The following is a 24,726-nucleotide window of genomic DNA, read 5'->3' as shown; positions in this document are numbered from 1 at the left end:
GCGCCCGATGGCGTCGGTGCGATGGCGCCAGCGCCCCTACTGTTCGTACAGTCGACTCGACCATGTCCGGTACAGCTGGCTGTACCTACGAGCTCATTCGTACACGCCCTCCACCGACCATCCACCGCCTTCACAGATCATCAGCAACGCCCGCGATTCCTCCAACAGCACCTGAGCCCGCGCGGCCGTGCGCGCCGAGGCTGCGTCCCACCATCGCTCGTCCACCGGCCAGGGCCCGGCCCATCCCTGCACTGCCCATTCCTTGCTCCCCCACTTCAGCCTTCCCGGCTGCGAGCTGAAGACACCGCGCTCAGTGACGTACACGGCGTTGCCGGCCACATCCTCCAGCCATACCTTGGGATTGTCGACGAAGATCGACCCCGGAGACGGCTGCGGCAGACGACCAGGCCACGGGGCTGTCGGATCATGAGCAGCTACCCGCTCGTCACCCAAGGGCAACAGGGTAATTCGCTCCGAGGGCCCTCGACCACCGCTCAGGACACCGACCTGAACCGATTCGCCGCCCAGAAGACCTTGCACGCGCACCAATGCTCGCCTGGCCCGCTCCTCCTCGTCGCCGACACCGCCCCACAGCCCCAACTGCAAAGCGCCGGCACTGACCACCTCCACCGGTTCCAGACGCAACACCGCTATGCCTGCGGTCGGCCGGGTCCCACTGCGCCCGGTGAGCCAGCCGTCCAGTTGCCATCGCACTCGATCGGCCGTTCCCTCCGGTGTCAGAGGTTCGGCGCAACGCCAAGTCCGAGAAAGATTTTCACCGTTGCCCGTGCTGGCCGAAATCGACAGGCGGGTACACGCCACTGCGGCAGCCGACAATTTGTCGTGCAGGAGACTCGCCAAGGCGCGCCCGGCAAACGCTGCGGCATCCACCCGCTCGATCGACGGATCGTAATGCTGCTCCACTTCCAGATCCGGCGGAAGCGTCCGCGCCGACGGTGGCCGCTCGGGTTCACCGCGCGCCGCACGATGCGCGAGCACCGCATCGGCCCCGAAACGCGAAGCGACGTCCACTGCCGGTAAATCCGCGAAAGCACCGATGGTTCTGATCCCGAGCCTGCGCAGCAGATCCACCAACTCCCCGCGATGCGGCGCAGACAGACTGGGCTCGGCCGCCAACTCCGGCATGGGTAGCGGCGCCAGAAACCGTGCCCCCTCCCCCGGCGGCACCAGCGCTGCCCGGCGCGCGGCAATGACCGCTGTGGACAGTTGATCCGCCACACCCACCTGACTCTCGACGCCCGCAGCAGATGCCTGATCCACCAATCGTTCCGCCGCGGCTTCCTCCGAACCGAAGTACCGACTGACACCTCGCGCACTGAGCACCAACAAACCAGGACGAAGTACCTCGACGCCCGGTGCCACCGCATCGATGGCCGCGGCGACCGGCTCGAACAATCTGGCGTCGCGTTCCGGATCTGCCATCGCCACATACAGTTCCGGGCAGCGGGCCTGCGACTCGCGTCGGCGCAGGCCTCGTCGCACTCCCTCCGCGCGGGCCGTCGCCGAACATGCGATCACCCGATTACCCGAGGTGACCGCGACAGGATGCGTGGCAGGAAGATCGGCAAGCGCTGCCGCTGCCACCGCCGGCCAGTCCGGGCACCACAACGCTAGAACTCTGCTCACAGTGACACCACCCGCGACGACACCACCTGCTCCGACACGGCCTCGACCGGCCGGGAAGGTACCCACTCGACCCGCCCGGCTGCACTGCAGATGTCCAGACGCGTGGTCCGGGGCTGGAACGAGCGCCCCCGAGCACGAACCGCGAGGCTCAGGGAACTGAGCCGACCACGCCCCAACTCACGGCCCTGACCGAACCCACCGTAACCATGAACCCGAGCGTCCAACCGAACTTCGGCCCCGTCCCAGTGACCTTCGGTGACAACAAGAGTCGAGCCCTTGCTCCGGGCGCGCGCCACCACCGCTCGCGCACGCGACGGGGATACCGACGCACCCGCCAATCCCAGAATCACCAGATCCATACCGTCGAGCAGCACAGCAGCGATCTCGACCGGATCCGGCCCAGGCGCCGGAATGAGCGCCAGACGTTCCAGTTGCGCACCCATCTCGTACGCCGCCAGCAATCCCAGTCGAGGTTGCCCGATGACTGCCACATGCCCCCCGGACGCCGTCACGGACGCGACCAATCCCAAGAGCAAGGAAGCAGCGCCCTCGACGGACACCACGGTTCCGCGCACCAAACCGCCCTGCGGTAGCAATGCCCCGATACCTTCCGGCACTGGGAGAACACCAGCCTTGTGCGCGCGGTCCACGACCGGCATTTCCCGGTCGGCAACACTCTCGAAGGCTGCTGCACTTGTCCCGGAAACACCAGCCACGGAAACACTCGGTCCCGAAAACGACGTATCGCCGCGAGAGGGAATGGACGCGATCTGTCGGCGGAGCTGTGCCAGCCGATCCTGACGGGACAACCCCGCCGCATCTGCCGACAGCTCCACCAACTCGGTCACCTCGGTCATCCCCATCCTCCGGAACACCGGAAAAACTCACTCGGCAGCAATCCATAACCAGCCGGCAAACCGCGGGGAAGTCGGGTCTGACATGCATCCAACGAACAGCAATTTCGAACATATTTTCGAACCGTTTTCAGTAAACCGTGTCACCCCCGACACGTCAAGCAGAGCAAAAAACCCAGTTCACAGGAGCCTCGAGCGTCACAGTGGCATCAATCCATTAACCTTGAGATGTGACAGCTCAGGAGCAGACCGGGAGGGGCATCGGGCCCGAATACCTGCTGGCGGGGCGGTACCGACTCCGCTCCAAGATCGGCGACGGAGGCATGGGCGCCGTCTGGCTGGCCCGCGACACCCTCCTCAGCCGTGACGTCGCGGTGAAACAGGTCACAAGCACGGAAGGCCTCGACACCGAAACGGCCGAAGAGGTCCGTGAACGTACATTGCGCGAAGGCAGGAACGCCGCAAAGCTCACCCACCCCCACTCCATCGCCATGTACGACGTCGCGATCGAGTCCGGTGAACCGTGGTTGGTCATGGAGTACTTCCCCGCCCGCAGCCTCGCCCAGGCGATGAACCTGGCCGACACGTTGCCACCGCTGGAGGTCGCGCAGATCGGCGCGCAGATCGCTGCGGCACTCACCGAGGCGCACGCCGCCGGCATCGTCCACCGCGACATCAAGCCCGGCAACATCCTGATCGCCGACCGAGGCAAGTCTCTCGGCACCGTCAAGATCAGTGACTTCGGCATCGCCCGCGCAAAGAGCGACGTATCCGACACCCAGGACGAGGTCATCACCGGCACTCCCGCGTACTTTGCACCCGAAGTTGCCCGCGGCGACGATCCCACCGAGGCCAGTGACGTCTTCTCACTCGGGTCGACGCTCTACACGGTGATCGAGGGTCAACCGCCCTTCGGCATCGACTCGGACGCCATCGCTCTACTGCATCGTGTCGCCAAGGCCGAGATCTACCGACCCACCAAGTCCGGACCGCTCACCGACGTTCTCCTTCAGCTCCTCGAGCCGGACCCCACCCGTCGGCCGACGATGGCTCAGGCACGCGACGCGCTCGCTGCAGCCGCGACGGGCGGTGGCACGATCGAGCAGTTGATCGACGCTCCCGTCTACTCGTCCGAAGGCGCCGTGCCGGCGTGGGCTCACCGCACCACACAACTCGCCGACCCACACCGCCGCAATCGCCTGACCGGCTCCACGATCACCGGACTGCCTGCAGTGCAACAGAACACGCCACTGCGGAACGTTCCCAGCCCCATGGACATGTTCTCCTGGCCGCCGCGGATACCGACCGGCCCCGCCGATGCCAGCACCCGCGACAAGGTAGTGGCTTGGGCTCCCCTCGCCATGACAGGCATGGTTGCCGTCATCATCTTGGCCGCACTGATCGTCGTCATCCTGGTGTTCACGGCCTGACCGGACGCTCTACGCGGGCAGAATGTTTGCGTTGAGGTGAAACACGTTGTCCGGGTCGTACTTCGCCTTGACGGCGGACAATCGCGCGTACTTCGCCGCACCGTAGGACGCTCGCACTCGGTCCTCGTCGACATCGGTCATGAAGTTGACGTACCCGCCTTGATTGGACGAGAACGGACGCAAGGCTTCCCAGGTCTCACGCACCCACGATCGATCCAATTCCAGTGTCCCGGCATCGGTGGCCGTAGCCGTCATGTTGCACACGTAATGTGGTGTGCGAGAACCACCGAACGCAGTGTCGTCCTCGCCGACGGAGGTGAAAGCTCCCTGCAGCGGAAAGATCGGCATGAAGGACATCGGCGACGATTTCTTGCCCGCTTGCTCGGTCAGAACATCGATCACGTCGTCGGAGAAATCCACCAGGTCCAAGGCCTTCTCATAGGCGTATGCACCCCATGGTTCCGATTCGTCGAGCATCGACTGTAAACCGATGTACGGGAGCGGGGTGACGAACTCGAACAGCGTCGGCACGCCCTCTCGAATCGGCGCAATCGCGTTCGAGTGTTCCTCTTCCGATCCGAAACCGGCTACCAGCAACGCGTATCCGGGCAGCAGGTGAAACTGATCCGGAACAAACGGTGCCGGAGGCGCGGACAAACCGACGGCAACCATCGCTCCGGCATTTCTCGGCAGGGCAGGCACCACTTCGCGGCACAGACGAAGCGCTGCGGGTCCGTCCTCCATCCCCCAGAAGAACAGTCCCAGATGCACTTCCGGACCGATCTCGCTCAGACGGTACTCGAACTCGGTGACCACTCCGAAGTTTCCGCCGCCGCCGCGCAGCGCCCAGAACAAGTCGCTGTGATCGTTCTCGGAGGCCCGCACGATCGAACCGTCGGCGAGCACCACCTCTGCCGACACCAGATTGTCGATCGCCAGGCCGAGCGTGCGCGTCAACCACCCCATGCCGCCGCCGAGGGTCAGGCCACCGACGCCGGTATCACTGATCACTCCACCGGTCACTGCCAATCCGTGTTCCTGTGTCGCGGCGTCGAGGTCGGCAATCGTCGCACCACCACCGACCCTGGCTCGCTTCGCGGACGGGGCGACACTGACTACGTTGATCGCACTGAGATCGATCATCACACCGCCTTCACACACCGATGTACCTCGGTAGGAATGCCCACCGCCTCTGACCGAAACCTCCAACGAATGGGCTCTGGCAAATGCAAGTGCCACAGACACATCCGACGCCGACCGGCACCTGGCGATCACCGCCGGACGATGATCGATCTGCCCGTTCCAGATCGACCTGGCGTCGTCGTACTCCGGATCTCTGGGGCTGAACACAGAACCCGTGATCGCCGATTTCAGTGGCGCGAACTCGACCGTCGTCATCATGCACCGCCCTCATCGGGTGTCGCGGTGAGAAGCAGGTACTCCCACTCCATCACGAACGGCTCGCTTCCGCTGCCGTACTTCTTTGCCAACTCGAGCAGATCGCGATCGAGCGCCTGTGTGCGGTCAGGATCGTCGGCGATGTTCCGGTACACCGCGATGGTCGGGCCGTAATTCTTCTTGAAGAAATCGCGGAAATCTTCCGGCCCGCTGAATGTGTCCACACGAAGTACGTCTTTCCTTGCGGCAACATCGCCGAGCAGATCACGAACATGGTTCTCGTCGCCCCACAAAGGCGCCGGCTGCGAACCAGGAGGCGGGGGCGGTGCATACGGCTTCATCGTTTTGAACATCTCGCCGATGAACCCCGTCGGAGTCCAACTCAGCACTCCGATCTTTCCGCCGGGTCGGCATACTCGCAAAAGTTCGTCCGCGGCGCGCTGATGATGCGGGGCAAACATCACACCGACGCAAGAGAGCACTACGTCGAACTCGTTGTCGCCGAACGGAAGAGCCTCGGCATCGGCCTCCTGCCAATCGAGTTCGACACCCGCGAGCGCCGCGGCCTCCCGTCCTGCCACGAACAGTTCGGGAGCCAGGTCGGTGGCGATCACCTGCGCACCCAGCGCAGCCGCCGGAATGGCGGCGTTGCCGGACCCCGCCGCGACGTCGAGCACCCGATCTCCTTTCTGCACGCCGCATTCACGCACCAATACAGGTCCGAGTTCCGCGATGACCTGCGTCGCCACCGCCGGATAGTTACCGAGCCCCCACATTGCCCGGTGCTTGGCCTTCAGCTCCCGGTCCAACCCGAGAGTCCCCGTTGATTCACTCATTACCGTTCTCCTTCAATAATTTTCGTACTCGGAGCCCGACAGCGTTCATGCCGTTACTCCGACGCTACGACGACGGTTCGCTCCTCTCCAGTACGAAATCTGTACCGGAGCACCCCGGAGGCCTACGATCGAGAGATGGGGTCCTCGTACCACCAGTTCTGCCCCGTCGCCAAGGCGATGGAGCTACTCGACGAGCGGTGGACACTGCTTCTCCTCCGCGAACTGATCATGGGAAGCGAACATTTCAACGATCTCCGCCGCGGGCTCCCGCGAATGTCACCGACTCTGCTCTCGACCCGGCTTCACCAACTCGCGGTCGCCGGCATCGTGGAGCGAGAAGAAACCGACTGTGTCGTCAGCTATCGTCTGACCGACGCCGGCCGTGAACTGCGCCCTGTGGTCGAAGCTCTCGGCATCTGGGGTACCAGGTGGATCGGTGAACTGGGCGACGAAGATCTGGATCCGAAACTGCTGCTGTGGGACATGCATCGCCGCGTGGATCATTCCGTGGTGCCTGAAGGCAAGACCGTGGTGCACTTCGCATTCTCCGGAGTACGTGGACATTCGCGGAACTGGTGGCTCGTCATCAATTCCGGGGAAGTGGACATGTGCGATATCGATCCGGGTTTCGACGTTGCAGTGTCGGTCTCTGCGGGCTTGCGACAGATGACCGAGATCTGGCGAGGTAACCTGACCTGGTCGGACGCCATACGGTCCGGTGACGTCACCATCTCTGGGCCTACTGCGTTGCGTCGTAGCTTGCCTTCGTGGTTCGAGCTGTCGACTTTCGCGTCGATCCCGCGCCCCGCGTAGCGCGCGCTCACCAGCCCCGTTCCGTCCTGTTACAGAGCTGTTGCAGACCGTGACACCGTCGACGAACGGTGACCACCTGCCGGTGACACTGACCGAGAAGTCTCTGTTGTATGCCCAGCCACCGCGGAATCATCCGCTTCGTCGCACTCGGTGCAGTCGTGCTCGGTGCGGTCGCGCTCAGCTCCTGCTCGTACACAGAAGAAGCACAGCCGAAGAGCGGTAACTACCTTGCCACTCAGCCTGATTCAGGACCCTCAGGCGGCGAGATCGAGGACGGCATCAGCTTGCAGGACACTCATGTGCCCGCGCTTGCCCGTCTCGATTCCGCACTGCTCGCGGCGCTCCAGTCGGCAGCGGCCGACGCACAGGCATCCGGCGTGGACATGCACGTCACGTCGGGTTGGCGGTCCGCGGCATACCAACAGCGACTGTTCGACGAAGCCGTCGTCAAGTACGGCAGCGTGGACGAAGCGTCCAAGTGGGTGCACTCGCCGAGCCTGTCCAAGCATGTCAGTGGACAGGCCGTCGACATCGGACCGACCGACGCCGACGACTGGCTCATTCAGCACGGCAGCGATTACGGCCTCTGCCAGACCTACGCCAACGAGATGTGGCATTTCGAATTGGCAACCACTCCAGGCGGGGAATGCCCGCCACAACTGAGCAACCCCTCGGACGAGAGAGCGGAAGGCTGATCATGACACGAGTCAAACCAGCGAGACTGATTGCCGCACTGGCACTCTTGATCCTCGGAGTCGTCGAATTCGAATTGGCGGTCAACACCACCGGTGGTCAGATCGTCGACCAACAACTCATGGTGGGCGCGGCCACCTCCGAACGCCTCAGCGTGTTCTCCGCCGAGTTCATCGGCCTCGTCACCCCGATACTGATAGTGGGAGGAGTGCTCGTGGCGCTCATGATCACATTGCGCAACAACCCGATTGCGCTAGCTTTACGCGTCGTCGTCGTGACCCTCGGCCCCATCACGACGGCCTGGGTTCTCAAACAATCGCTGGATCGACCGGACCTGAACGGTCTGGTGATGCACAATTCCTTCCCCAGCGGCACTTTGACGGCCATAGCTGCTCTGGTCTGCGCGATCGTGATCGTCACGCCCTCGAGGTGGCGGGCGGTCGTTGCGGTCAACGGTGCGCTGATCACCATCGGAACCGCGATCTCGGTAGTCGTGCTGCAATGGCACCGCCCGAGCGACGTGATCGGTGCACTACTGCTCGTCGGCTGCTACACCCTCGCTGTGTCGGCATTTCCGTTGAACACCAGCGTCGCCCGGCATGCGGTGCTGGCAGACTCAGGCAACGAGCGACTCTCGCGAGTGTGACCCCTGTACCCTTGGCTGACCGAGATTTCTCCGACCGCAGAAGGCCCCTGATCATGGCGAGTCCAAGGTGAGCTCATGGTGAGCATTCTTTTCATAGAAGACGATCCAGCCGTGGCCGAGGCAATCACGTTGGGACTGAACCGACTCGGGCACGACGTCAGCCATCGCCCCGACGGTAACGGTGATTTCGACGACGCCCTGGGTGCCACGGACCTCGTCCTACTCGACCTCGGGCTGCCGGGTGCCGACGGTTACGAGATCTGCCGACGTATCCGCACCCGAAGTTCGATCCCGATCATCATTCTGACCGCTCGGTCCGACGACATCGACACCGTCGCCGGCCTGGAAGCCGGTGCCGACGACTACGTCGTCAAACCGGCCAGTCCGCGCGTCCTCGACGCTCGTATCAAAGCCGTCGTGCGGCGCTCGGCACCGGCAACGACGCGCCCGGATGCGACGCCGGGTGCAGAGACGTTCGGCGACCTGGAATTGGATCGGTCGTCGCTGCAGGTCCGCAAGGCCGGGATGCTGCTGACCCTCACCCCGACCGAACTCCGACTGATCCTGGCGCTGACCGAGAACCCCGGACAGGTCCTGAGCCGCCGACAGTTGTTGTCCGCAGCCTGGGACCAGGAGTATCTGGGTGATTCCAGAATCGTCGATGCAGCAGTGCAGCGGCTGCGCGGAAAGATCGAGGACGACCCGGCCGCACCGACCGTCATCGAAACGGTGCGCGGGTTCGGGTATCGCTTCAACACCAGCCCAGCCCGATGAGACCGACCTGGCTTCAGGTCGACGGTCTGCGAACCAGGCTCGTGCTCGTGTTCATCGCAATCGTCGTGATCATCGCCGGGGCAACCGCGGGTGTCGTCTCGTTCATGGCACGGTCGTGGATCTATTCCAACGCTCAGGATGTCGCGACCGCACAATTTCGCGACGAACTGCAATACGTCAACGGAACACCGGTAGACGAGTTGACGCCTGCCAACCTCCAACAGATCTTCCAGTCCGACATGACGCTGATCGTCGACGGCGAAGTCATCCGTCAAGGATCCGTGGATGCGGCGACCATTCCGCCCAGCTTCGACGAAGGTTTGGACAGTCCGAAGCTGATCCGTTTCGAGAGGCTCGACTCCCAGCGCATCATGTTGGGAATGTCCGTCAATGTCGTGGACATGAGCGCGGACGACAGCTACGACAACGAGACATTGGTCAAAGCCGTCACCATCCGGCCGCTGGTAGGAGTGCAGGACAAGTTCGACGACCTGCTTCGAGCTGTCGGCCTCACCCTCGCCGCCGGTGTGTTGGTGAGCGGACTACTCGGGCTGTGGATCGCGTCGACGCTTGTCCGTCCGCTCAAACGCCTGGACAAGGCGGCCGCCCGCGCTGCCGACGGCGACCTCAGCGTCCGACTCCCCGAAGACGGAGTAGCCGAACTCGCCCAGGTCACAACAACGTTCAACAACATGGTCGCTCGCAACGAAGCGGTCATCCGAGGTCTGGAAGAATCGGAAGAGCAGTCGAGAAGGTTTGTCGCCGACGTCTCCCACGAGCTCCGGACGCCGCTCGCAGCACTGGTGCCGGTCAGTGAGATCCTCCGTGAAGAGATCCCCAATCTTCCGCCCGACGCCGCCGCTGCCGCGCGCATCGTGAGCAGTGAGATCGGCAAGCTCACTCGACTTGTCGAAGTCCTCATCGAAATGTCTCGCCACGACTCTCAGCAAGCGCACCTCGTCCTCGACGACGTCGACCTCGTCGAATTGACCGAGCGCACACTCGAGAGCCGCGGATGGACAGACACCGTCGAACTGCGCGCACCCGAAAGTGTCAGCGCCAGAGTCGATTCGCGTCGGATCGACATTGTCGTCGCCAACCTCGTCGGCAATGCACTGCGCCACGGAGCACCCCCGGTTCGCGTCGAGTTGAGCGTCGAATCCGGTTTCTCCGTCATCACCGTCGTCGACCACGGCCCCGGCATCTCACCCGAAGACCGGCAGGCGATCTTTCGGCGGTTCTACAAGGTCGACACCGCGCGCGGACGCAGCGAGGGCAGCGGACTCGGACTCTCGCTCGCCGTCGAGAACGTGCACCTGCACGGCGGCACCATCGGCGTCGACCAGGTGGATGGTCGCACGGTCTTCACGGTTCGTCTGCCCCGTCGCTGACCCCTTCCCGAGCGAACGTACCTTTCGGCGCACCCAAGGCGATCGTCGTACCGTTCGCTCGAAAAGGGGTGGGCACTTCGCACCCTGAACCGTCCGCGTTCGACCAAATAGTGGGATTCTGGTTTCAACATGTGAAACCACGCGAGTAGCGTCGGCATCGTCGAACAGCGTAGAGATCGGAGGGCACCATGACGCAGGCGTCGCGGCTGGAAAAGACGGCCGTCTCCCCGAAGGCGTGGACGATGCTCGGAATCGGCGTCGCAGCCCAGGCCGCAGGCACCGTCTTCGTCAGTACCCCCGCCTTTTTGATCCCGCTGCTGCATTCCGAGCACGGCCTCTCGTTGACGCAGGCCGGAACTCTGGCCGCTGCACCCACTTTCGGCATGGTTCTCACGCTGGTGGCGTGGGGAGCGATGGCTGACAGATTCGGCGAGAAATGGGTCATCTCCATCGGGCTCGGCCTGACGGCGATCGCCGCGCTGGCCGCGACCCCCACCGACAACTACACCCTCCTCGGGATCGCATTTCTGCTGGGCGGAATGGCTGCGGCGAGCACCAACGCTGCCAGTGGACGTGTTGTGGTCGGCTGGTTTCCCAAGGATCGGCGCGGCCTCGCGATGGGAATCCGGCAGATGTCACAGCCCCTGGGCGTGACCATCGCGTCGCTGACCATCCCGACTCTCGCTGCGAACGTAGGAATCGGTTCGGCCGTCGGACTGTCGGTAGCTCTCAACGGCGTTCTCGCCCTGATCTGCGCCGTCGCATTGATCAATCCCCCGCGGCCGGCGGCGCGGCCCACAGACATCCCGGTCGAAACGGTAAATCCTTATCGCTCGAACTGGTTCCTGTGGCGCATTCACGTCGTCTCTGCACTGCTGGTGTTTCCGCAGTTCACCCTCTCGACATTCGGTCTGGTCTGGCTGATCAGCGAGCAAGGATGGGACGCTGCGCCCGCTGGGCTCCTGATCGGGATCTCCCAGTTCGTGGGTGCACTCGGACGCATCGTTGTCGGCATCTGGAGTGATCGCGCCGGAAGCAGAGTAGGCCCGCTGCGGTTGGTTGCCGTCTCCGCGTCTGCGGTCATGTTGGCAATGGCGGCAGCCGGCGCAGCGCCTTGGGGCGTTCCCGCCTTGATCCTGCTGCTGGCAACCACTATCAGCGTCGCCGACAACGGTTTGGCATTCACTTCCGTGGCCGAAGCTGCCGGGCCGAAATGGCAAGGAAAAGCATTGGGCGCACAGAACACCGGGCAGTTCATTGCCGCGTCAGCAGTGGGCCCGGTGGTCGGTGCGCTGATCGGCGCGGTCGGCTACCCGCTCGCCTTCGCGATAGTCGCGGCATTTCCCGCCGCAGCAACTCCCTTGGTGCCCAGCCGCGATCGCGACATCAGCGTCTAGTCCCTCATCGGATTCGGTTGCACTGCAGGTCCCGTCAGATCACAATGCGGCTTGCAGGCAACCGAATCCGCTTCCTGAACAGGCTCTACTGTCGGAGTTCGGATCAGCGTCGCGGCGATCGCTGCACCGACCAACAGCAGTGCCACACAGATGTACATCGCGTACCGGAACCCGTCGGAGAAACTCGTCGGATCGACCAGACTTTCGGCGTCGATACCCACGAGGGCAGGCAAGGCCGCGACGGCAAGAAGTTGGCTCGTGCGAGCAACGGCATTGTTCACACCGGATGCGATTCCGGACTGCTCCACCGGTACCGAACCAAGCACCGCGGCGGTCAACGGCGCGACCATCACCGCCAGGCCGAGCCCGAACACCAGAACTCCCGGCAGCACGACGGTCAGGTACGACGCATCCGGGCCGATCCGCGTCATCAACACCAACCCCACCGCGGCAACGGCGGGCCCGACCGTCATCGGCAACCGCGGTCCGTGCGTCTGCGCGTAACTGCCCGCGCGCGAAGACAACAGCAGCAATGCCAAGGTGATCGGTACCGTTGCGACGCCGGCAGCCACCGGCGAGTACCCGGCAACCAATTGCAGTTGCAGCACGAGCAGGAAGAACACACCGCCCAGCGCCGCATAGACCGCAAGGGTCACCAGATTGGCCGCGACGAACATCCGCGAGCGGAACAGGGACGGCGGCACAAGGGCACTCGGTGAGCGTCGTTCCACCACGACGAACAGGCAGAGCACGATCACTCCGATCAGCCCGACTATCGGGTTGACCTCGATCAGCCCGTACGTCAGTGCGCCGAGACCGACTACTGCGCAGGCAGATCCGACCACGTCCAGGTGCTCGGGCGGATGCGGGTCGCGGCTCTCCGGTACATGGCGCACCGCTGCCCACACCACGACGATCGCCAGCGGGATATTGAGCAGGAATACCGATCGCCATCCCGCCACTTCCACCAGCCAACCACCGAAAAGCGGTCCGATGGCGCCGGCAACACCACCTAAACCCGACCACAATCCGATTGCCGCGCCGCGGTCCTCCTCACGAAGTGACGCGGAGATGATGGCAAGGCTGCCAGGTGTCAAGAGCGCAGCTCCCACTCCCTGCAGGATTCGTGCAATCACCAGAAACGTGATGTCCGGTGCAATTCCGCACAGCAACGACGCGACCGCGAACCAGACCGTCCCCCACACGAATACCCGTCGCCGACCCCAACGATCACCGAGCGCTCCCCCGAGCAGAATCAGCGACGCCAAGGCCAAGGTGTAACCGCTGAGCGTCCACTGCAGTCCGGCGACACCGGAACCCAGTTCTTCACCGATGTGAGGAAGAGCAATGTTGACGACAGTGCCGTCGAGGAGAGCCATGCTCGAGCCGAGAACGGTGGCGGCGACAACCCAACGCCCACGCTTCGACGCGAGCGCCAGTGGTTCCGTCATCGGTCCATGGTGCGCCTTCACACGCAATCGCGAAAGAGCGCGCGGGAATTCAGTCGATCTGGCGACGATGTGCCCAACGCGTCAACGCATTGCGATTGGACTGCTGAGTCTTTCGCAGGACGTTCGATGCGTGAGTCTCGACCGTCTTCACGGAAATCACCAGGTCCTCGGCGATTTCACGGTAGGTGTACCCACGTGCCAGCAATCTGAGCACTTCGAGTTCTCGCGGAGTCAGCGAGTCGAGTTCCGGATCGAGTTGCGGCTCGGGTGCATTGGAACGCCCGGTGAAGGAGTCCAGTACGAAGCCTGCCAGGCGAGGCCCGAACACTGCGTCACCACCGGCAACGCGTCGTACACCCTCGGCCAGTTCGGATCCCGAGATCGTCTTGGTCACATACCCGCGCGCGCCGCCGCGGATCACCGCGATCACGTCCTCGGCCGCATCGGAAACGCTGAGCGCCAAGCACACCGGGCCGGAATCGATTCCGCGCAGAACTGCCACTCCACCACCGTCAGGCATGTGGACATCGAGCAGAACGACATGCGGTTTCGTCGAGTTGATACCCGCGATCGCCTCAGCGACGCCACCGGCTTCACCGACTACGTCCATGTCTGCCTCGCGCGAGAGTTCCGCCCTCACCCCGGAGCGGAACACTGCATGATCGTCGACAAGAAATACGCGGTACGGGGGCGGCGCAAGCGAAGTCACTGGGGCTGTTCCTCGGGGTTGTCGACACGGTCAGCAGTCTGGTCCCACTTTAGAGCAGAGTCACCGAGCGGCATGTGCACGCGGATCTCGGTGCCCTTTCCGATGTCGGATCGAACCACGACGCGGCCACCCCGTCGCTCGATGCGACCACGAATCGACTTGGCCAAACCCTGACGGTCCTCCGGCACCGCATTGACGTCGAATCCGACTCCGCGATCACGAACGAACACACTGACCTGGTCGCCCTCGACCTCGGCGAACAGATTGATTTCCTTCTCCCCCGAGTGCTTTGCCGAGTTCACGAGAGCTTCACGCGTCGCACCGAGGAGCGCGGTGAACGCTTCCTTGGGCAGACCGTTCTCGACGCCTTCGCCTTCGAGTTGTACGTCGCCGACCGTGACGGGGCGGACCGTGACGCCATGCTGGTCCTCCACTTCACCGGCGATGATCTTCAGACCTTCCGTCAGGCTCGTGTGGTCGATATCCCCGCCGCTGAACAACCACTTGCGCAGCTCACGTTCCTGACCACGGGCCAGGCGCGCCACCTCTTGCGGATTGTCGGACTGCTTCTGAATCAGCGCCAACGTCTGAAGTACGGAGTCGTGCAGATGCGAGGCGATCTCTTCACGTTCGTCGTTGCGAATTCGGGCCGCACGCTCGGCGCCGAGAGCCCGCCACATCCGCAGCCACAGCGGCACCGTCAACAAACCGACACCGATCAGCGTCACCACCACGGCCAGCAGGGACGAGCGCAGTGCTTCGAGGTCGACCTGAGCGAGGACGACGACGCCGAGACCCAAGATGATCAAGGTCGCTCCCCCGACCACCCGCGCCCACGTGAGAACGGTAGGCCGCTGCGGCAAGCCGATGACGGTCCGGGGACCGTCGGAGTCGAACTCGCGCCACACCAAAGCGGCACCGATCGCGACGACGAAGAACGGTGCGAGCACCGAACCCGCCGTGCCGCTGAACAGCCAGGACAACGCGGCTGCGCCGCCCAATCCGAGTGCGATCAAGCCGTACGCCCGCTGCCGCTCGGCCGCGGACGGCTTCTGGGTGTCCGTGCCGGCTGAGGTGAAGATCCAGAGGGCGCCGTAAATCACGATGCCGGATCCGGCCATCGCCGCCAGAATCGCGAAGGCGACTCGAACCTTCAGGACGTCGATCCCGAGATGATCGGCGATACCGCCTGCAACACCGGCGACGATGCGACCGCCGGAGCGCCGCTCCAGCTTTCGCAATGGAACACCGCCCGGAATGGGCACACCCTTCTTCATGGGTACGGCATGCACCGGTACCCCGTTGACGGGCGGGCCTCCCGTGAACCCGGGAGCGGGACCGCTCACAAACGGCGGATCTGACAGATATTGCACATAGTCGATACTGGCACGAACCACTCGCAGTCACATCAGGGTCCAACCCTGAATCAGGGCGGCGCCCCTGGCCCCGATCGTCACAAAGATCAGGGTTGGCCCTGATGCGCGGAGGCCGCCCCGGAAGCCAGGATTGATTCATGAACAATCCGACTTTCCAAGAACAGATCCAGGATCTGTGGCGGACCCGCCCCGTGCGTCTGCCGGCACAAGGTCACGTGGCCGGGGTATGCGCCGGAATCGGATACCGGTACGGCATCGACCCCATTCTGGTACGTGTCGCGTTTGTGGCCTCCACTATTTTCGGCGGCTCAGGCATCCTTCTCTACCTCGCCGGGTGGTTGGTGCTCGCCCGCGCCGGTGACGGATCGTCCCCCGCACAGTCGTTGATGGGCCGCGGACACAGCTCCGATTCCAGTACCAAGACCATCGTCTTGTTGGTGGCTCTCGCCATCGCGGCTACGACCGTCGGGCCTGTCGGCGTCGGTCTGGGTGGTTCCGGTCTGATCGGGCTGATTCTGATGGTCGGAGGCCTGTGGCTGCTCTACCAACGAGCGCCGGTCCCGCCTGCACTGCCACAGAGCACGTCACCGTACGTCGGCGCGGGTACCGCGTATCCAGGCACGGGATTCACGCCCGGGCCGTTCACTCCCGGATACTTCGCACCCAATCAGCCGCCCGTGTACACGCCGTACACAAAACTCCCCGACAGCTACGTGCCCGAGGAACGGCCGGCCGAACAGTCACCGCAATCTCAGGCCGATCATCCGACGATCAACCTGTCGAAGGACCCGAGCGCTTCAGCCGCCGCCAATCCGACCGAGGTGATCGGCGAGGCCGCCATCACACCGCCCTCCTGGGATCCGCTCGGTGTCGCTCCGTTCGCCTGGGATCTCCCGGACCCGGCAGTCAAAGCCACGCCGCTGCTGCCTTTGCCACCACGTAAGCGTCGCTCGCGATGGACGCTGACGGTGCTCGGACTCGCGATCATCGTCGCCGCCGTCACCGGGGCAGCGGGCGCGGCAACCGGCAACGAGTGGTTCACTCCCGGCCGAGTCGGTGCTGTCGGACTCGCCGTCATCGCGCTCGGCCTGATCCTCGGGGCATTCTTCCGCAAGGGGTACGGCCTGCTGGTCGTCACCGGACCGCTCGTGGGTTTCGTGCTTCTCGCCTCGTTGGTCTACCCGATCGATTTCGACGCCTCGGGTGAGCAAAGATGGACTCCGGCAACCGCTTCCGAGTTGGAGCCGTCGTACTCGGGAGCCTTCGGAAGCTTCACTCTCGACCTCAACGGGGTCAAGTTCACCGAGGACAAGACCATCGACGTCGCGGCGTCGTTCGGTGAGTTCGTCGTCATGGTGCCACCAACCGTCAACGTCAAGAACAGCTGCACCGTCGTCATGGGTGACGGATCCGGTTGCCTCGACGGCGGAGTACACCGGGGCCGCGAGGCGACACCGGATTCGCCCACACTGACCATCAACGCCAAAGCAACGTTCGGCAGTCTGAAGGTGACGCAATCATGAGCGAATACGACGAGACCACAGAGCACGACGAGACCCGAGAATCCAAGCGCCCCTCGGCACTTCTGCTGATCGCCGGACTGGCCGCACTTCTGGTCAGTGTGTGGGCGTTGGTCGGGCCATTCTCCCTGGCGCCGGCAGCGAACATTCAATTCCGTTGGCTGTTCGTCGGTGCCGCCGTCGTGGCAGGACTACTGCTGGTGATTCTGCCGAATCGGCGCAACCGGAAGTAAAACTGCTGTGCGCCTTTATTAACCGCGGGGGGTTAATAAAGGCGCACAGTTGTTTTTACTCCCACTCGATAGTTCCCGGCGGCTTGCTCGTCACGTCGAGGACTACACGGTTCACGTCCGCAACCTCGTTGGTGATTCGAGTCGAGATGCGCTCGAGGGTCTCGTACGGCAGACGCGTCCAGTCCGCGGTCATCGCGTCTTCACTCGAGACCGGACGCAGCACGATCGGATGACCGTACGTCCGGCCGTCACCCTGCACGCCCACGCTTCGGACGTCGGCAAGGAGAACGACCGGGCACTGCCAGATGGTTCCGTCCAAGCCTGCAGACGTAAGCTCTTCGCGCGCAATGGAATCTGCCTGACGCAGGATCTCGAGGCGATCGCGGGTGACCTCACCGATGATGCGGATACCGAGTCCGGGACCGGGGAACGGCTGGCGTCCGACGATCTCTTCGGGCAGGCCGAGTTCGCGGCCCACTGCACGGACCTCGTCCTTGAACAGCAGACGCAACGGTTCGACCAACTTGAACTGCAGGTCTTCCGGCAGCCCGCCGACATTGTGGTGGCTCTTGATGTTTGCAGTTCCCGTGCCGCCGCCCGACTCCACGACGTCCGGGTAGAGCGTGCCCTGGACGAGGAAGTCGACGGTCGCACCATGAGATGCGTTCTCGCCCAGAACATCACTGACTGCGCCTTCGAAGCTGCGGATGAACTCGCGGCCGATGATCTTGCGCTTGGTCTCGGGATCGGTGACGCCTGCCAGCTCACCGATGAAGGTGTCCGCGGCATCCACGGTGATCAGACGAGCGCCGGTTGCCGCGACAAAATCCTGCTCGACCTGCGTGCGCTCACCGGCTCGCATCAAACCGTGATCAACGAAGACGCATGTCAACCGGTCGCCGATTGCGCGCTGAACCAAAGCCGCAGCGACAGCGGAGTCGACGCCACCGGACAGACCGCAGATGGCGTGTCCGTCTCCGACCTGCTCGCGAACCTGCTCGATCAGCGCATCGGCGATGTTCGACGCCGTCCACGCTGCCGGAATACCGGCAATCTCGTGCAGGAAGCGGCTCAGGACCTGCTGACCGTGCGGGGAATGCAGAACCTCAGGGTGGTACTGCACACCGGCGAGCTTGCGGGCGCGGTCCTCGAACGCCGCGACGGGAGCACCGTCGCTGGTCGCGGTCACCTCGAAGCCGGAAGGCGCTTCGGTGACGGCGTCACCGTGGCTCATCCATACCGGCTGCGTCGAGGGAAGACCGTCGTGGAGCAATCCGCCGGATACCGCGATGTCGGTTCGGCCGTATTCGCGGGTACCGGTCTCGGCGACGGTGCCGCCCAGGGCGCCTGCCATTGCCTGGAATCCGTAGCAGATTCCGAAAACCGGAATGTCGTGATCGAACAGTGCGGGATCAAGCTTGGGAGCACCGTCTGCGTAGACACTCGAGGGCCCACCCGAGAGCACAACAGCCAAGGGGTTCTTGGCCACGATCTCCTCGACGGTCGTGGTGTGCGGAATCACCTCCGAGTAGACCTTGGCTTCGCGAACTCGCCGTGCGATCAACTGCGCGTACTGCGCCCCGAAGTCGACGACAAGAACTGGTCTCTGCTGCTCGATATCTGCCACAGGTGCAGTCTAATCGCCGCAGCCAGCGCTTCTGCGCATGCATGGACTCAGCCCGCTACTCGACCGAGCGAGCGCGAGGTACGTCACTACAAAGGCCGCCCCTCAGAACTGCGCAGCGACCTCGCGCGGATCTAGACCACCGTCCAGGTCAACGGCGCCCCGATCACCCGCATCTTAGCTTCGGCAATCAATTCGGCAGCATCATCGCAGGCCAGAGCCCGAAATGGACGAAGGGTGAATTTTCTGGACGTTTGACCGATTCGCCTGAACCAAACGTCCAGTAAAGGTAATCTCGCCCGTCAAGTGATCAGGATCACGATCGCAAACGGCCGGCGCCGCCGAACGGCGCTCACCTCGAGGAGGACCTGTGCGTCGATTCATACGACGACTCGCCATACCTGTCGCGGCTGTGACGGCTGCCGCCGGACTTCTAGTCCTCGGCACGCCGGCCACTGCTGACGAAGCCCCGCCGACCACTTTCACCGGCACGACCGACAACCTGATCTTCACGAAGAGTGTCATCGGGAACGCGGCAGTTCACCCAGGCGACACCGTCACGTACAAGACCGAGATCAAGCACAACGAAAGCGGCATCGAACGGTCGATCGCAAAGATCCGTGACATCCCGCCCGCAGGATTCGTCCTCGTGCCGGGCAGCGCCAAGGCCACCTACCTGGGTGTGACCAACCGGGCCACGATCAGCAACGAATCAGATGGCGGAGTCTCCGCGAAGTGCTCGAGCGGCTGCACCTTCCTGGTCGGTGGATTCGTCGTCAAGAAGAACCAACCCGTCACGCTGGAAGCGACCTACACGGTCCCCGTCGGCACAGCATTCGGGACGTACGACAGCGGCATGCTCTTCGACGTCAACGCCTTCAGCACACAGCAGGGCCTCAACCCCATCAACGTCAACGTCCAGGTAGTCGACCCGTCTGTCGCCACCGGAACCACACTGGTTGCCCCGGCAACGGCGAAGGTCGGCACGCCGGTCGACCTGACCGCGACAGTTGCGCCGTCCGACGCGAGCGGCACCGTCCAGTTCAAGGACGGCGGCAACGACATCGGCTCACCGGTCCCGGTCTCGGGCGGTAGCGCCACCCTCTCCCACACCTTCGACAGCGTCGGCGCCCACGACATCACCGCCGCGTACAACGCCGGTCCGGGATTCCACAGCTCGACCTCCGGAGTCCAGACCGTCGACGTCTCCGCGGACACCACCACCACGATCTCGGCCCCGAACGCCGCGCTGGTAGGTGACAGCATCACCGTGAGCGCTGTCGTCACACCGGCAAACGCCGTGGGCACGGTGCAGTTCAAAGACGGCGAGACCAACCTCGGCGCACCGGTGGCTGTAGTCAACGGAACGGCTTCCCTGACCCGCAGCTACGACGCTTCGGGTACCCACAGCTTCACCGCAGTGTTCACCGGCGAGGCCGGTTACGGCGATTCCGTCTCCACCGCAACCCAACTCGACGTCAGCGATCCCGACTGGGGAACCACGACCACCGTTGTCGAACCACTCACCGCTGTTGTCGGTGAACCGACCAACCTCTCGGCCACCGTCTCCCCCATCCCGAGCAGCGGAACCGTGACGTTCAAGGTCGACGGCGCCGAGGTCGGTACCGCACCGGTCGGCACGGGTGACGGCGTCGCGATCCTCCCGCACACCTTCGCATCAGCGGGCGCTGCAGCCGTGACGGCAGAGTTCTCCGGCGGAACCGGATTCATCGGCTCCACGTCCACGTCGTTCACGGTGAACGTCACCGATCCCGAACCCGCCCGCGCCGACACCACGACGTCTCTGACCGTCAGCGGCTCGGCTCAGGTCGGAAAGGCATTGCAGCTCAAGGCCACCGTCGCACCCGGAACAGCAAACGGAATGATCCAGTTCAAGTCCGGCACGACGCCCATCGGCGCACCCGTTGCCGTCGTCAACGGCGTCGCGACACTCACGCACACCTTCGACGACGAGGGAACGTTCGGCCTCACTGCCAACTTCGTCGGCGACGCCGGTTGGAAGAACTCCGTCTCCGGCCCGACGGTCGTGCAGGTCGGCACCGCACCGACCGACGGCGGCGGCACCGGAAGCGTGGACACCGGTTCGCTCAGCGGCCTCATCCCGCTCTTCGGAAGCTAGTCCCCCACATCAGCTTTGGACACCACTCCCGTACCCAGCTCAGGAGAATCCATGTTCGTGTACTCCAGACGTCGCATCGCGGCGCCGATCGCCGCCACGGCACTCGCCAGTGGCGTCATCCTCGCGGGAATCCCCGCATCAGCGGCCCCCGTGACAACAACCTTCGGCACGAGTTGCCTGGCAACCCCGTCCGCTGTCGCCGGTCCGACCACGCAGTCACAGTCCGGCTCGGTCATCGTCGACGCACCGGAATCCATCGGCGCCGGTGAGACCTTCGAGGTCACCATCCAACCCGGCCCCATCGCCTTTCCCGGCTCCGCTTCCGGGGCGACCGTCCAGAACGTCTCCCGCATCAAGGTCGACGTCGACGTTCCTGCGAACGCCACCCTGGTGGAAGCCACCATCGTCCCCGGCACCTCGGCTGGGCTCAGCGGTGTCGCGCCGAACATCCTGCGCGTCAACGAGAACGGCAACGTCGATCCCAACGGAACGATTCTGCGCCTCTCCGGAAACAACCAGGTCATCGGAAACAGCCCCAGCTCGAGCATCAACTCCGAGGGCGGCATCGTCGTCAAGGCGACCGGCAAGAACGTCGATGGTTCCAACAATGCCGACGGCTACACGCAGTTCCAGCTCCCCCAGGTCAAGGCAGTTCTCAAGGCCGGCGATTCAGGGGACGTCGCGATGAAGGTACGCACCGGCGGCAGCGCGGGAGCGTGGAACAACGATCGCAACTTCCTCACGTTCCTCCCCAAGGCCACCCTGGTCATCACCGCCTGGGCACCCACGCGATGCACCCCGCGTGACGCCGAGAACGGTCCGCTCAACAGCGGCGCAGGCCCCCTCGCCACGACGCGGATCATCGAGGCGGACAAGGCAACCACCACCACAGTCGTCGGACCGGCCAACGCCAAGAACGGAACTCCCGTCACCCTGTCAGCCAACGTGAGCGGCGGCGCAAACGGTGGAACCGTCCAGTTCTTCGACGGCGACAACCCACTCGAGGACGCCGTGCCGGTAACCGGAGGGTCGGCCAGCATCTCCCCGACCTTCACCGAGGACGGACCGCACTCCATCACCGCGAGCTACAGCGGAGCCCCCGGGTTCCTGGCGTCGACGTCGGCGTCGGCCAAGATCGTGACCGTCACGACCGATGCACCGCCGGACGCCGTGACCACTACCGCCACGGTGTCGCCGTCGACCGCGAAGGTCGGACAGGACGTCAACCTGACTGCCAAGGTCGATCCGCAGGGTACCGGCGGCACCGTCGATTTCATCGTCGACGGCACCGAAACGGTCAGTGCTCCGGTCGGAACCGACGGAGTTGCCGTCGCTCCGTACACCTTCACCTCGACCGGAACGCACAAGGTTGTCGCGAAGTTCACGGGCTCACCAGGATTCGCCCCGTCCGCTGCCCCGGCATTCCCGGTCAGTGTGACGACGCCGGCTCCGGCTGACGTCGAGACGACCACGGTTCTCGACGCTGTCGGAACTGTTCAGAAGAACACCCCGGTGACGCTCAAGGCAACGGTCGATCCGTCCGGCGCCACGGGCAAGGTCCAGTTCAAGGTCGGTGACACCCTCATCGGTGGACCGGTCGACGTGGTCAACGGTGTCGCAACGGTACCGGCGACGTTCTACAACTCCGGGACCTACAGTGTCACCGCCGAATTCGTGGGCGCTTCGGGCTACACGGCCTCCGCATCCGCGCCGCAGACCCTGACCGTCCCCGGCGATACGGACGGCGGGCCCGGAGGCGGGACCGGCAGCCTCGACCTCGGCACTCTGTTCGGGTCGCTAGGAGGCTGACACTCTGAAACAGAGATGGGGCGTATCGTCGAATCCTCGACGACACGCCCCATCTTCGTTCGCGGCGAACTATCCGGCTGCCGGCTCCGCCGGAACAGCGGTAGCTGTCTTGCCGCCGGTGATCTTCACGATCGGCAGGACCAGCGCGGCCGGAGCCGACGCCGGCACCACAGGCGACTTGGGTGCAATCGGAGCCAAACGCTCGTAGCCGCTGCCCTGGGCGGGACGCAGGTCGGTCTCCCCCTTGTTCGGCCACAGCGAGGCCGAACGCTCGGCCTGAGCGGCAATGGTCAGCGACGGATTCACGCCGAGGTTGGCCGAGACCGCTGCGCCGTCGACGACGCTGAGCGTCGGGTAGCCGTACACGCGGTGGTACGGATCGATGACGCCGTGATCGGAATCCGACGCGATAGCGCAACCGCCGAGGAAGTGCGCCGTCAGTGGAACGTTGAAGATCTCGCCCCACGTGCCGCCCGCGACACCGTCGATCTTCTCGGCAACTCGACGCGTCGCCTCGTTGCCCTCCGGGATCCACGTCGGGTTCGGCTGACCGTGGCCCTGCTTACTGGTGACCTTGCGTCGACCGAACAGGCCCTTCTTCGTGTACGTGGTGATGGAGTTGTCGAGGTTCTGCATGACCAACGCGATGATCGTGCGCTCACTCCAGTCCTTGACCGTCAACATGCGCAACATCTGGTACGGATTCTTCGCAACCACACCGAGGAACTTGATCCATCGGGGCGTCTTGCCGCCGCCGTCCGTCATCAAGGTCTGCAACAGGCCCATCGCGTTCGATCCCTTGCCGTAGCGGACCGGCTCGATGTGGGTGTCGCTGCTCGGGTGGAACGACGAGGTGATCGCCACTCCGCGGGTCAGGTCGAGTGCGGGATCGACCTTGTACTTGCCTGCGCCGACAATGGATTCGGAGTTCGTTCGAGTCAGCTCGCCGAGCTTGTCGGAGAGCTTGGGCAGCGCTCCGGTGTCCTTCATGTCGAAGAGCAGATGCTGAGTGCCCCACGTTCCGGCCGCGAGAATTACGTTCGCAGCCGTGTAGGTGCGGCGGTTCTTTCGTCCGAATGCACCGGTTCGCTCGGTGAACACGTCCCACGAACCGTCGCGAGCCTCACGAAGCCCGGACACGGTGGTCATCGGAATGATCTCGGCGCCGGCTGTCTCGGCAAGGCCCAGATAGTTCTTGAGGAGCGTGTTCTTCGCTCCGTGACGGCAGCCCGTCATGCACTCGCCACACTCGATGCAACCTGTGCGCTCGGGTCCGACGCCGCCGAAGTACGGGTCCTTCGCCTTCTTGCCAGGTTCACCGAAGTAGACGCCGACGGGCGTCTGGATGAACGTGTCGCCGACACCCATGTCGTCGGCGACCGACTTCATGATCTCGTCGGCGGGCGTCATGTGCGGATTCTGGACGACGCCGAGCATCTTCTGAGCCTGCTCGTAGTACGGCGTGAGCTCGCTGCGCCAGTCGGTGATGTGCGCCCACTGCTTGTCCTGGAAGAACGGCTCCGGCGGCTGGTACAGCGTGTTGGCGTAGTTCAACGACCCGCCGCCGACGCCTGCGCCCGCGAGAATGAGGCAGTCGCGCAACAGGTGCACGCGCTGAATGCCGAAGCACCCCAGCTTCGGAGCCCAGAGGAACTTCTTGAGATCCCAACTGGTCTTCGCGAAATCTTCGTCGGCATACCGTCGGCCGGCTTCGATGACGCCGACCTTGTAGCCCTTCTCCACGAGACGAAGCGCGCTCACGCTTCCGCCGAACCCGGATCCGACGATCAGTACGTCGTAGTCCGTTGCCCGTTGCTTGCCCATCAGGACACCTCCACCGTGAACCGTAGTTACCCGCCAGTATGCACCTATCCCTTGTGACTACCACCACAAGGGGCCCCATAAGCGTAACCGCAAGTATCAGGAACGGAAGAAAGTCCTGCACAACGAACTGTGGCCCCAGTTCACGAAGAACCGGGGCCACA

The 24,726-nt window shown here is 64.0% G+C and carries 20 protein-coding genes; 11 read left to right on the top strand and 9 right to left on the bottom strand.

The window, feature by feature from the left end; genetic code table 11:
• Positions 1 to 93 precede the first annotated feature (93 nt).
• Positions 94 to 1,647: a DNA polymerase Y family protein gene (locus M0639_RS09650; protein ID WP_047270190.1), complete on the bottom strand. Its 1,554-nt coding sequence runs from the start codon at positions 1,645 to 1,647 to the stop codon at positions 94 to 96.
• Positions 1,644 to 2,504 (bottom strand): hypothetical protein, encoded by an 861-nt coding sequence (locus M0639_RS09645; RefSeq protein WP_007727491.1) that lies wholly within the window; start codon positions 2,502 to 2,504, stop codon positions 1,644 to 1,646. Before M0639_RS09645 ends, M0639_RS09650 begins: the two co-directional genes overlap by 4 nt.
• Positions 2,505 to 2,731: 227 nt before the next feature.
• Here M0639_RS09645 and M0639_RS09640 point away from each other — a divergent pair, with 227 nt between their 5' ends.
• Positions 2,732 to 3,931, top strand: coding sequence for a serine/threonine-protein kinase (locus tag M0639_RS09640; protein WP_003940952.1), 1,200 nt, complete (start codon positions 2,732 to 2,734; stop codon positions 3,929 to 3,931).
• Between the two features lie 9 nt (positions 3,932 to 3,940).
• On the opposite strand, the gene M0639_RS09635 is transcribed toward M0639_RS09640, so the two are convergent.
• Both M0639_RS09635 and M0639_RS09630 read right to left on the bottom strand, forming a co-directional pair.
• Positions 3,941 to 5,332, bottom strand: coding sequence for an FAD-binding oxidoreductase (locus M0639_RS09635; protein WP_003940869.1), 1,392 nt, complete (start codon positions 5,330 to 5,332; stop codon positions 3,941 to 3,943).
• Positions 5,329 to 6,165, bottom strand: a complete 837-nt coding sequence (locus tag M0639_RS09630) for a class I SAM-dependent methyltransferase (protein WP_054827674.1) — start codon at positions 6,163 to 6,165, stop codon at positions 5,329 to 5,331. Before M0639_RS09630 ends, M0639_RS09635 begins: the two co-directional genes overlap by 4 nt.
• Before the next feature lie 135 nt (positions 6,166 to 6,300).
• Here M0639_RS09630 and M0639_RS09625 point away from each other — a divergent pair, with 135 nt between their 5' ends.
• The 6 genes from M0639_RS09625 (at position 6,301) to M0639_RS09600 (ending at position 11,879) form a co-directional block, all read left to right on the top strand.
• Complete coding sequence (locus M0639_RS09625; protein WP_003940889.1) at positions 6,301 to 6,978, top strand: winged helix-turn-helix transcriptional regulator; 678 nt, start codon at positions 6,301 to 6,303, stop codon at positions 6,976 to 6,978.
• A 110-nt stretch (positions 6,979 to 7,088) separates the two neighbouring features.
• Positions 7,089 to 7,673 (top strand): M15 family metallopeptidase, encoded by a 585-nt coding sequence (locus tag M0639_RS09620; RefSeq protein WP_003940687.1) that lies wholly within the window; start codon positions 7,089 to 7,091, stop codon positions 7,671 to 7,673.
• 2 nt (positions 7,674 to 7,675) lie between these two features.
• Positions 7,676 to 8,317 (top strand): phosphatase PAP2 family protein, encoded by a 642-nt coding sequence (locus M0639_RS09615; RefSeq protein ID WP_047270193.1) that lies wholly within the window; start codon positions 7,676 to 7,678, stop codon positions 8,315 to 8,317.
• Between the two features lie 75 nt (positions 8,318 to 8,392).
• Positions 8,393 to 9,091 carry a response regulator transcription factor gene (locus M0639_RS09610; protein ID WP_058039028.1) on the top strand — a complete coding sequence of 233 codons (699 nt, stop codon included), beginning with the start codon at positions 8,393 to 8,395 and terminating at the stop codon, positions 9,089 to 9,091.
• Positions 9,088 to 10,482: a sensor histidine kinase gene (locus tag M0639_RS09605; protein WP_064073924.1), complete on the top strand. Its 1,395-nt coding sequence runs from the start codon at positions 9,088 to 9,090 to the stop codon at positions 10,480 to 10,482. Before M0639_RS09610 ends, M0639_RS09605 begins: the two co-directional genes overlap by 4 nt.
• A 188-nt stretch (positions 10,483 to 10,670) precedes the next feature.
• Positions 10,671 to 11,879 carry an MFS transporter gene (locus tag M0639_RS09600; RefSeq protein WP_064073925.1) on the top strand — a complete coding sequence of 403 codons (1,209 nt, stop codon included), beginning with the start codon at positions 10,671 to 10,673 and terminating at the stop codon, positions 11,877 to 11,879.
• Here M0639_RS09600 and M0639_RS09595 read toward each other — a convergent pair.
• The 3 genes from M0639_RS09595 to M0639_RS09585 are packed head-to-tail and all read right to left on the bottom strand — an operon-like array spanning position 11,876 to position 15,316.
• The gene (locus tag M0639_RS09595; protein WP_064073926.1) at positions 11,876 to 13,330 is read right to left on the bottom strand and encodes an MFS transporter; all 1,455 of its coding nucleotides are present in this window, start codon (positions 13,328 to 13,330) and stop codon (positions 11,876 to 11,878) included. The two genes, M0639_RS09600 and M0639_RS09595, sit on opposite strands and share 4 nt — an antisense overlap.
• Before the next feature lie 49 nt (positions 13,331 to 13,379).
• A complete protein-coding gene (locus M0639_RS09590) occupies positions 13,380 to 14,039 on the bottom strand; it encodes a response regulator (protein WP_003940972.1) in 660 nt (219 codons plus the stop codon).
• The gene (locus M0639_RS09585) at positions 14,036 to 15,316 is read right to left on the bottom strand and encodes an ATP-binding protein (protein ID WP_037125680.1); all 1,281 of its coding nucleotides are present in this window, start codon (positions 15,314 to 15,316) and stop codon (positions 14,036 to 14,038) included. The genes M0639_RS09590 and M0639_RS09585 overlap by 4 nt, the downstream gene beginning before the upstream one ends.
• Before the next feature lie 236 nt (positions 15,317 to 15,552).
• Here M0639_RS09585 and M0639_RS09580 point away from each other — a divergent pair, with 236 nt between their 5' ends.
• Positions 15,553 to 16,938: a PspC domain-containing protein gene (locus M0639_RS09580; RefSeq protein ID WP_064073927.1), complete on the top strand. Its 1,386-nt coding sequence runs from the start codon at positions 15,553 to 15,555 to the stop codon at positions 16,936 to 16,938.
• On the top strand, positions 16,935 to 17,168 hold the full coding sequence (locus tag M0639_RS09575; protein WP_003940832.1) for a hypothetical protein: 234 nt from the start codon (positions 16,935 to 16,937) through the stop codon (positions 17,166 to 17,168). Before M0639_RS09580 ends, M0639_RS09575 begins: the two co-directional genes overlap by 4 nt.
• Positions 17,169 to 17,223: 55 nt before the next feature.
• On the opposite strand, the gene guaA is transcribed toward M0639_RS09575, so the two are convergent.
• The gene (gene guaA, locus M0639_RS09570) at positions 17,224 to 18,795 is read right to left on the bottom strand and encodes a glutamine-hydrolyzing GMP synthase (protein ID WP_007727510.1); all 1,572 of its coding nucleotides are present in this window, start codon (positions 18,793 to 18,795) and stop codon (positions 17,224 to 17,226) included.
• A 367-nt stretch (positions 18,796 to 19,162) separates the two neighbouring features.
• Here guaA and M0639_RS09565 point away from each other — a divergent pair, with 367 nt between their 5' ends.
• The gene (locus M0639_RS09565) at positions 19,163 to 20,932 is read left to right on the top strand and encodes an Ig-like domain-containing protein (RefSeq protein WP_003940887.1); all 1,770 of its coding nucleotides are present in this window, start codon (positions 19,163 to 19,165) and stop codon (positions 20,930 to 20,932) included.
• Between the two features lie 51 nt (positions 20,933 to 20,983).
• Positions 20,984 to 22,741 (top strand): Ig-like domain-containing protein, encoded by a 1,758-nt coding sequence (locus M0639_RS09560; RefSeq protein ID WP_003940813.1) that lies wholly within the window; start codon positions 20,984 to 20,986, stop codon positions 22,739 to 22,741.
• A gap of 69 nt (positions 22,742 to 22,810) precedes the next feature.
• Here M0639_RS09560 and M0639_RS09555 read toward each other — a convergent pair whose 3' ends face one another.
• Positions 22,811 to 24,565: a GMC oxidoreductase gene (locus tag M0639_RS09555; RefSeq protein WP_003940689.1), complete on the bottom strand. Its 1,755-nt coding sequence runs from the start codon at positions 24,563 to 24,565 to the stop codon at positions 22,811 to 22,813.
• Positions 24,566 to 24,726 lie beyond the last annotated feature (161 nt).

Source organism: Rhodococcus qingshengii JCM 15477 (assembly GCF_023221595.1).
GTDB classification, from domain to species: domain Bacteria; phylum Actinomycetota; class Actinomycetes; order Mycobacteriales; family Mycobacteriaceae; genus Rhodococcus_F; species Rhodococcus_F qingshengii.
Note: the sequence above shows the minus strand (reverse complement) of the source record. Positions and strands in the feature narration are given on the sequence as shown.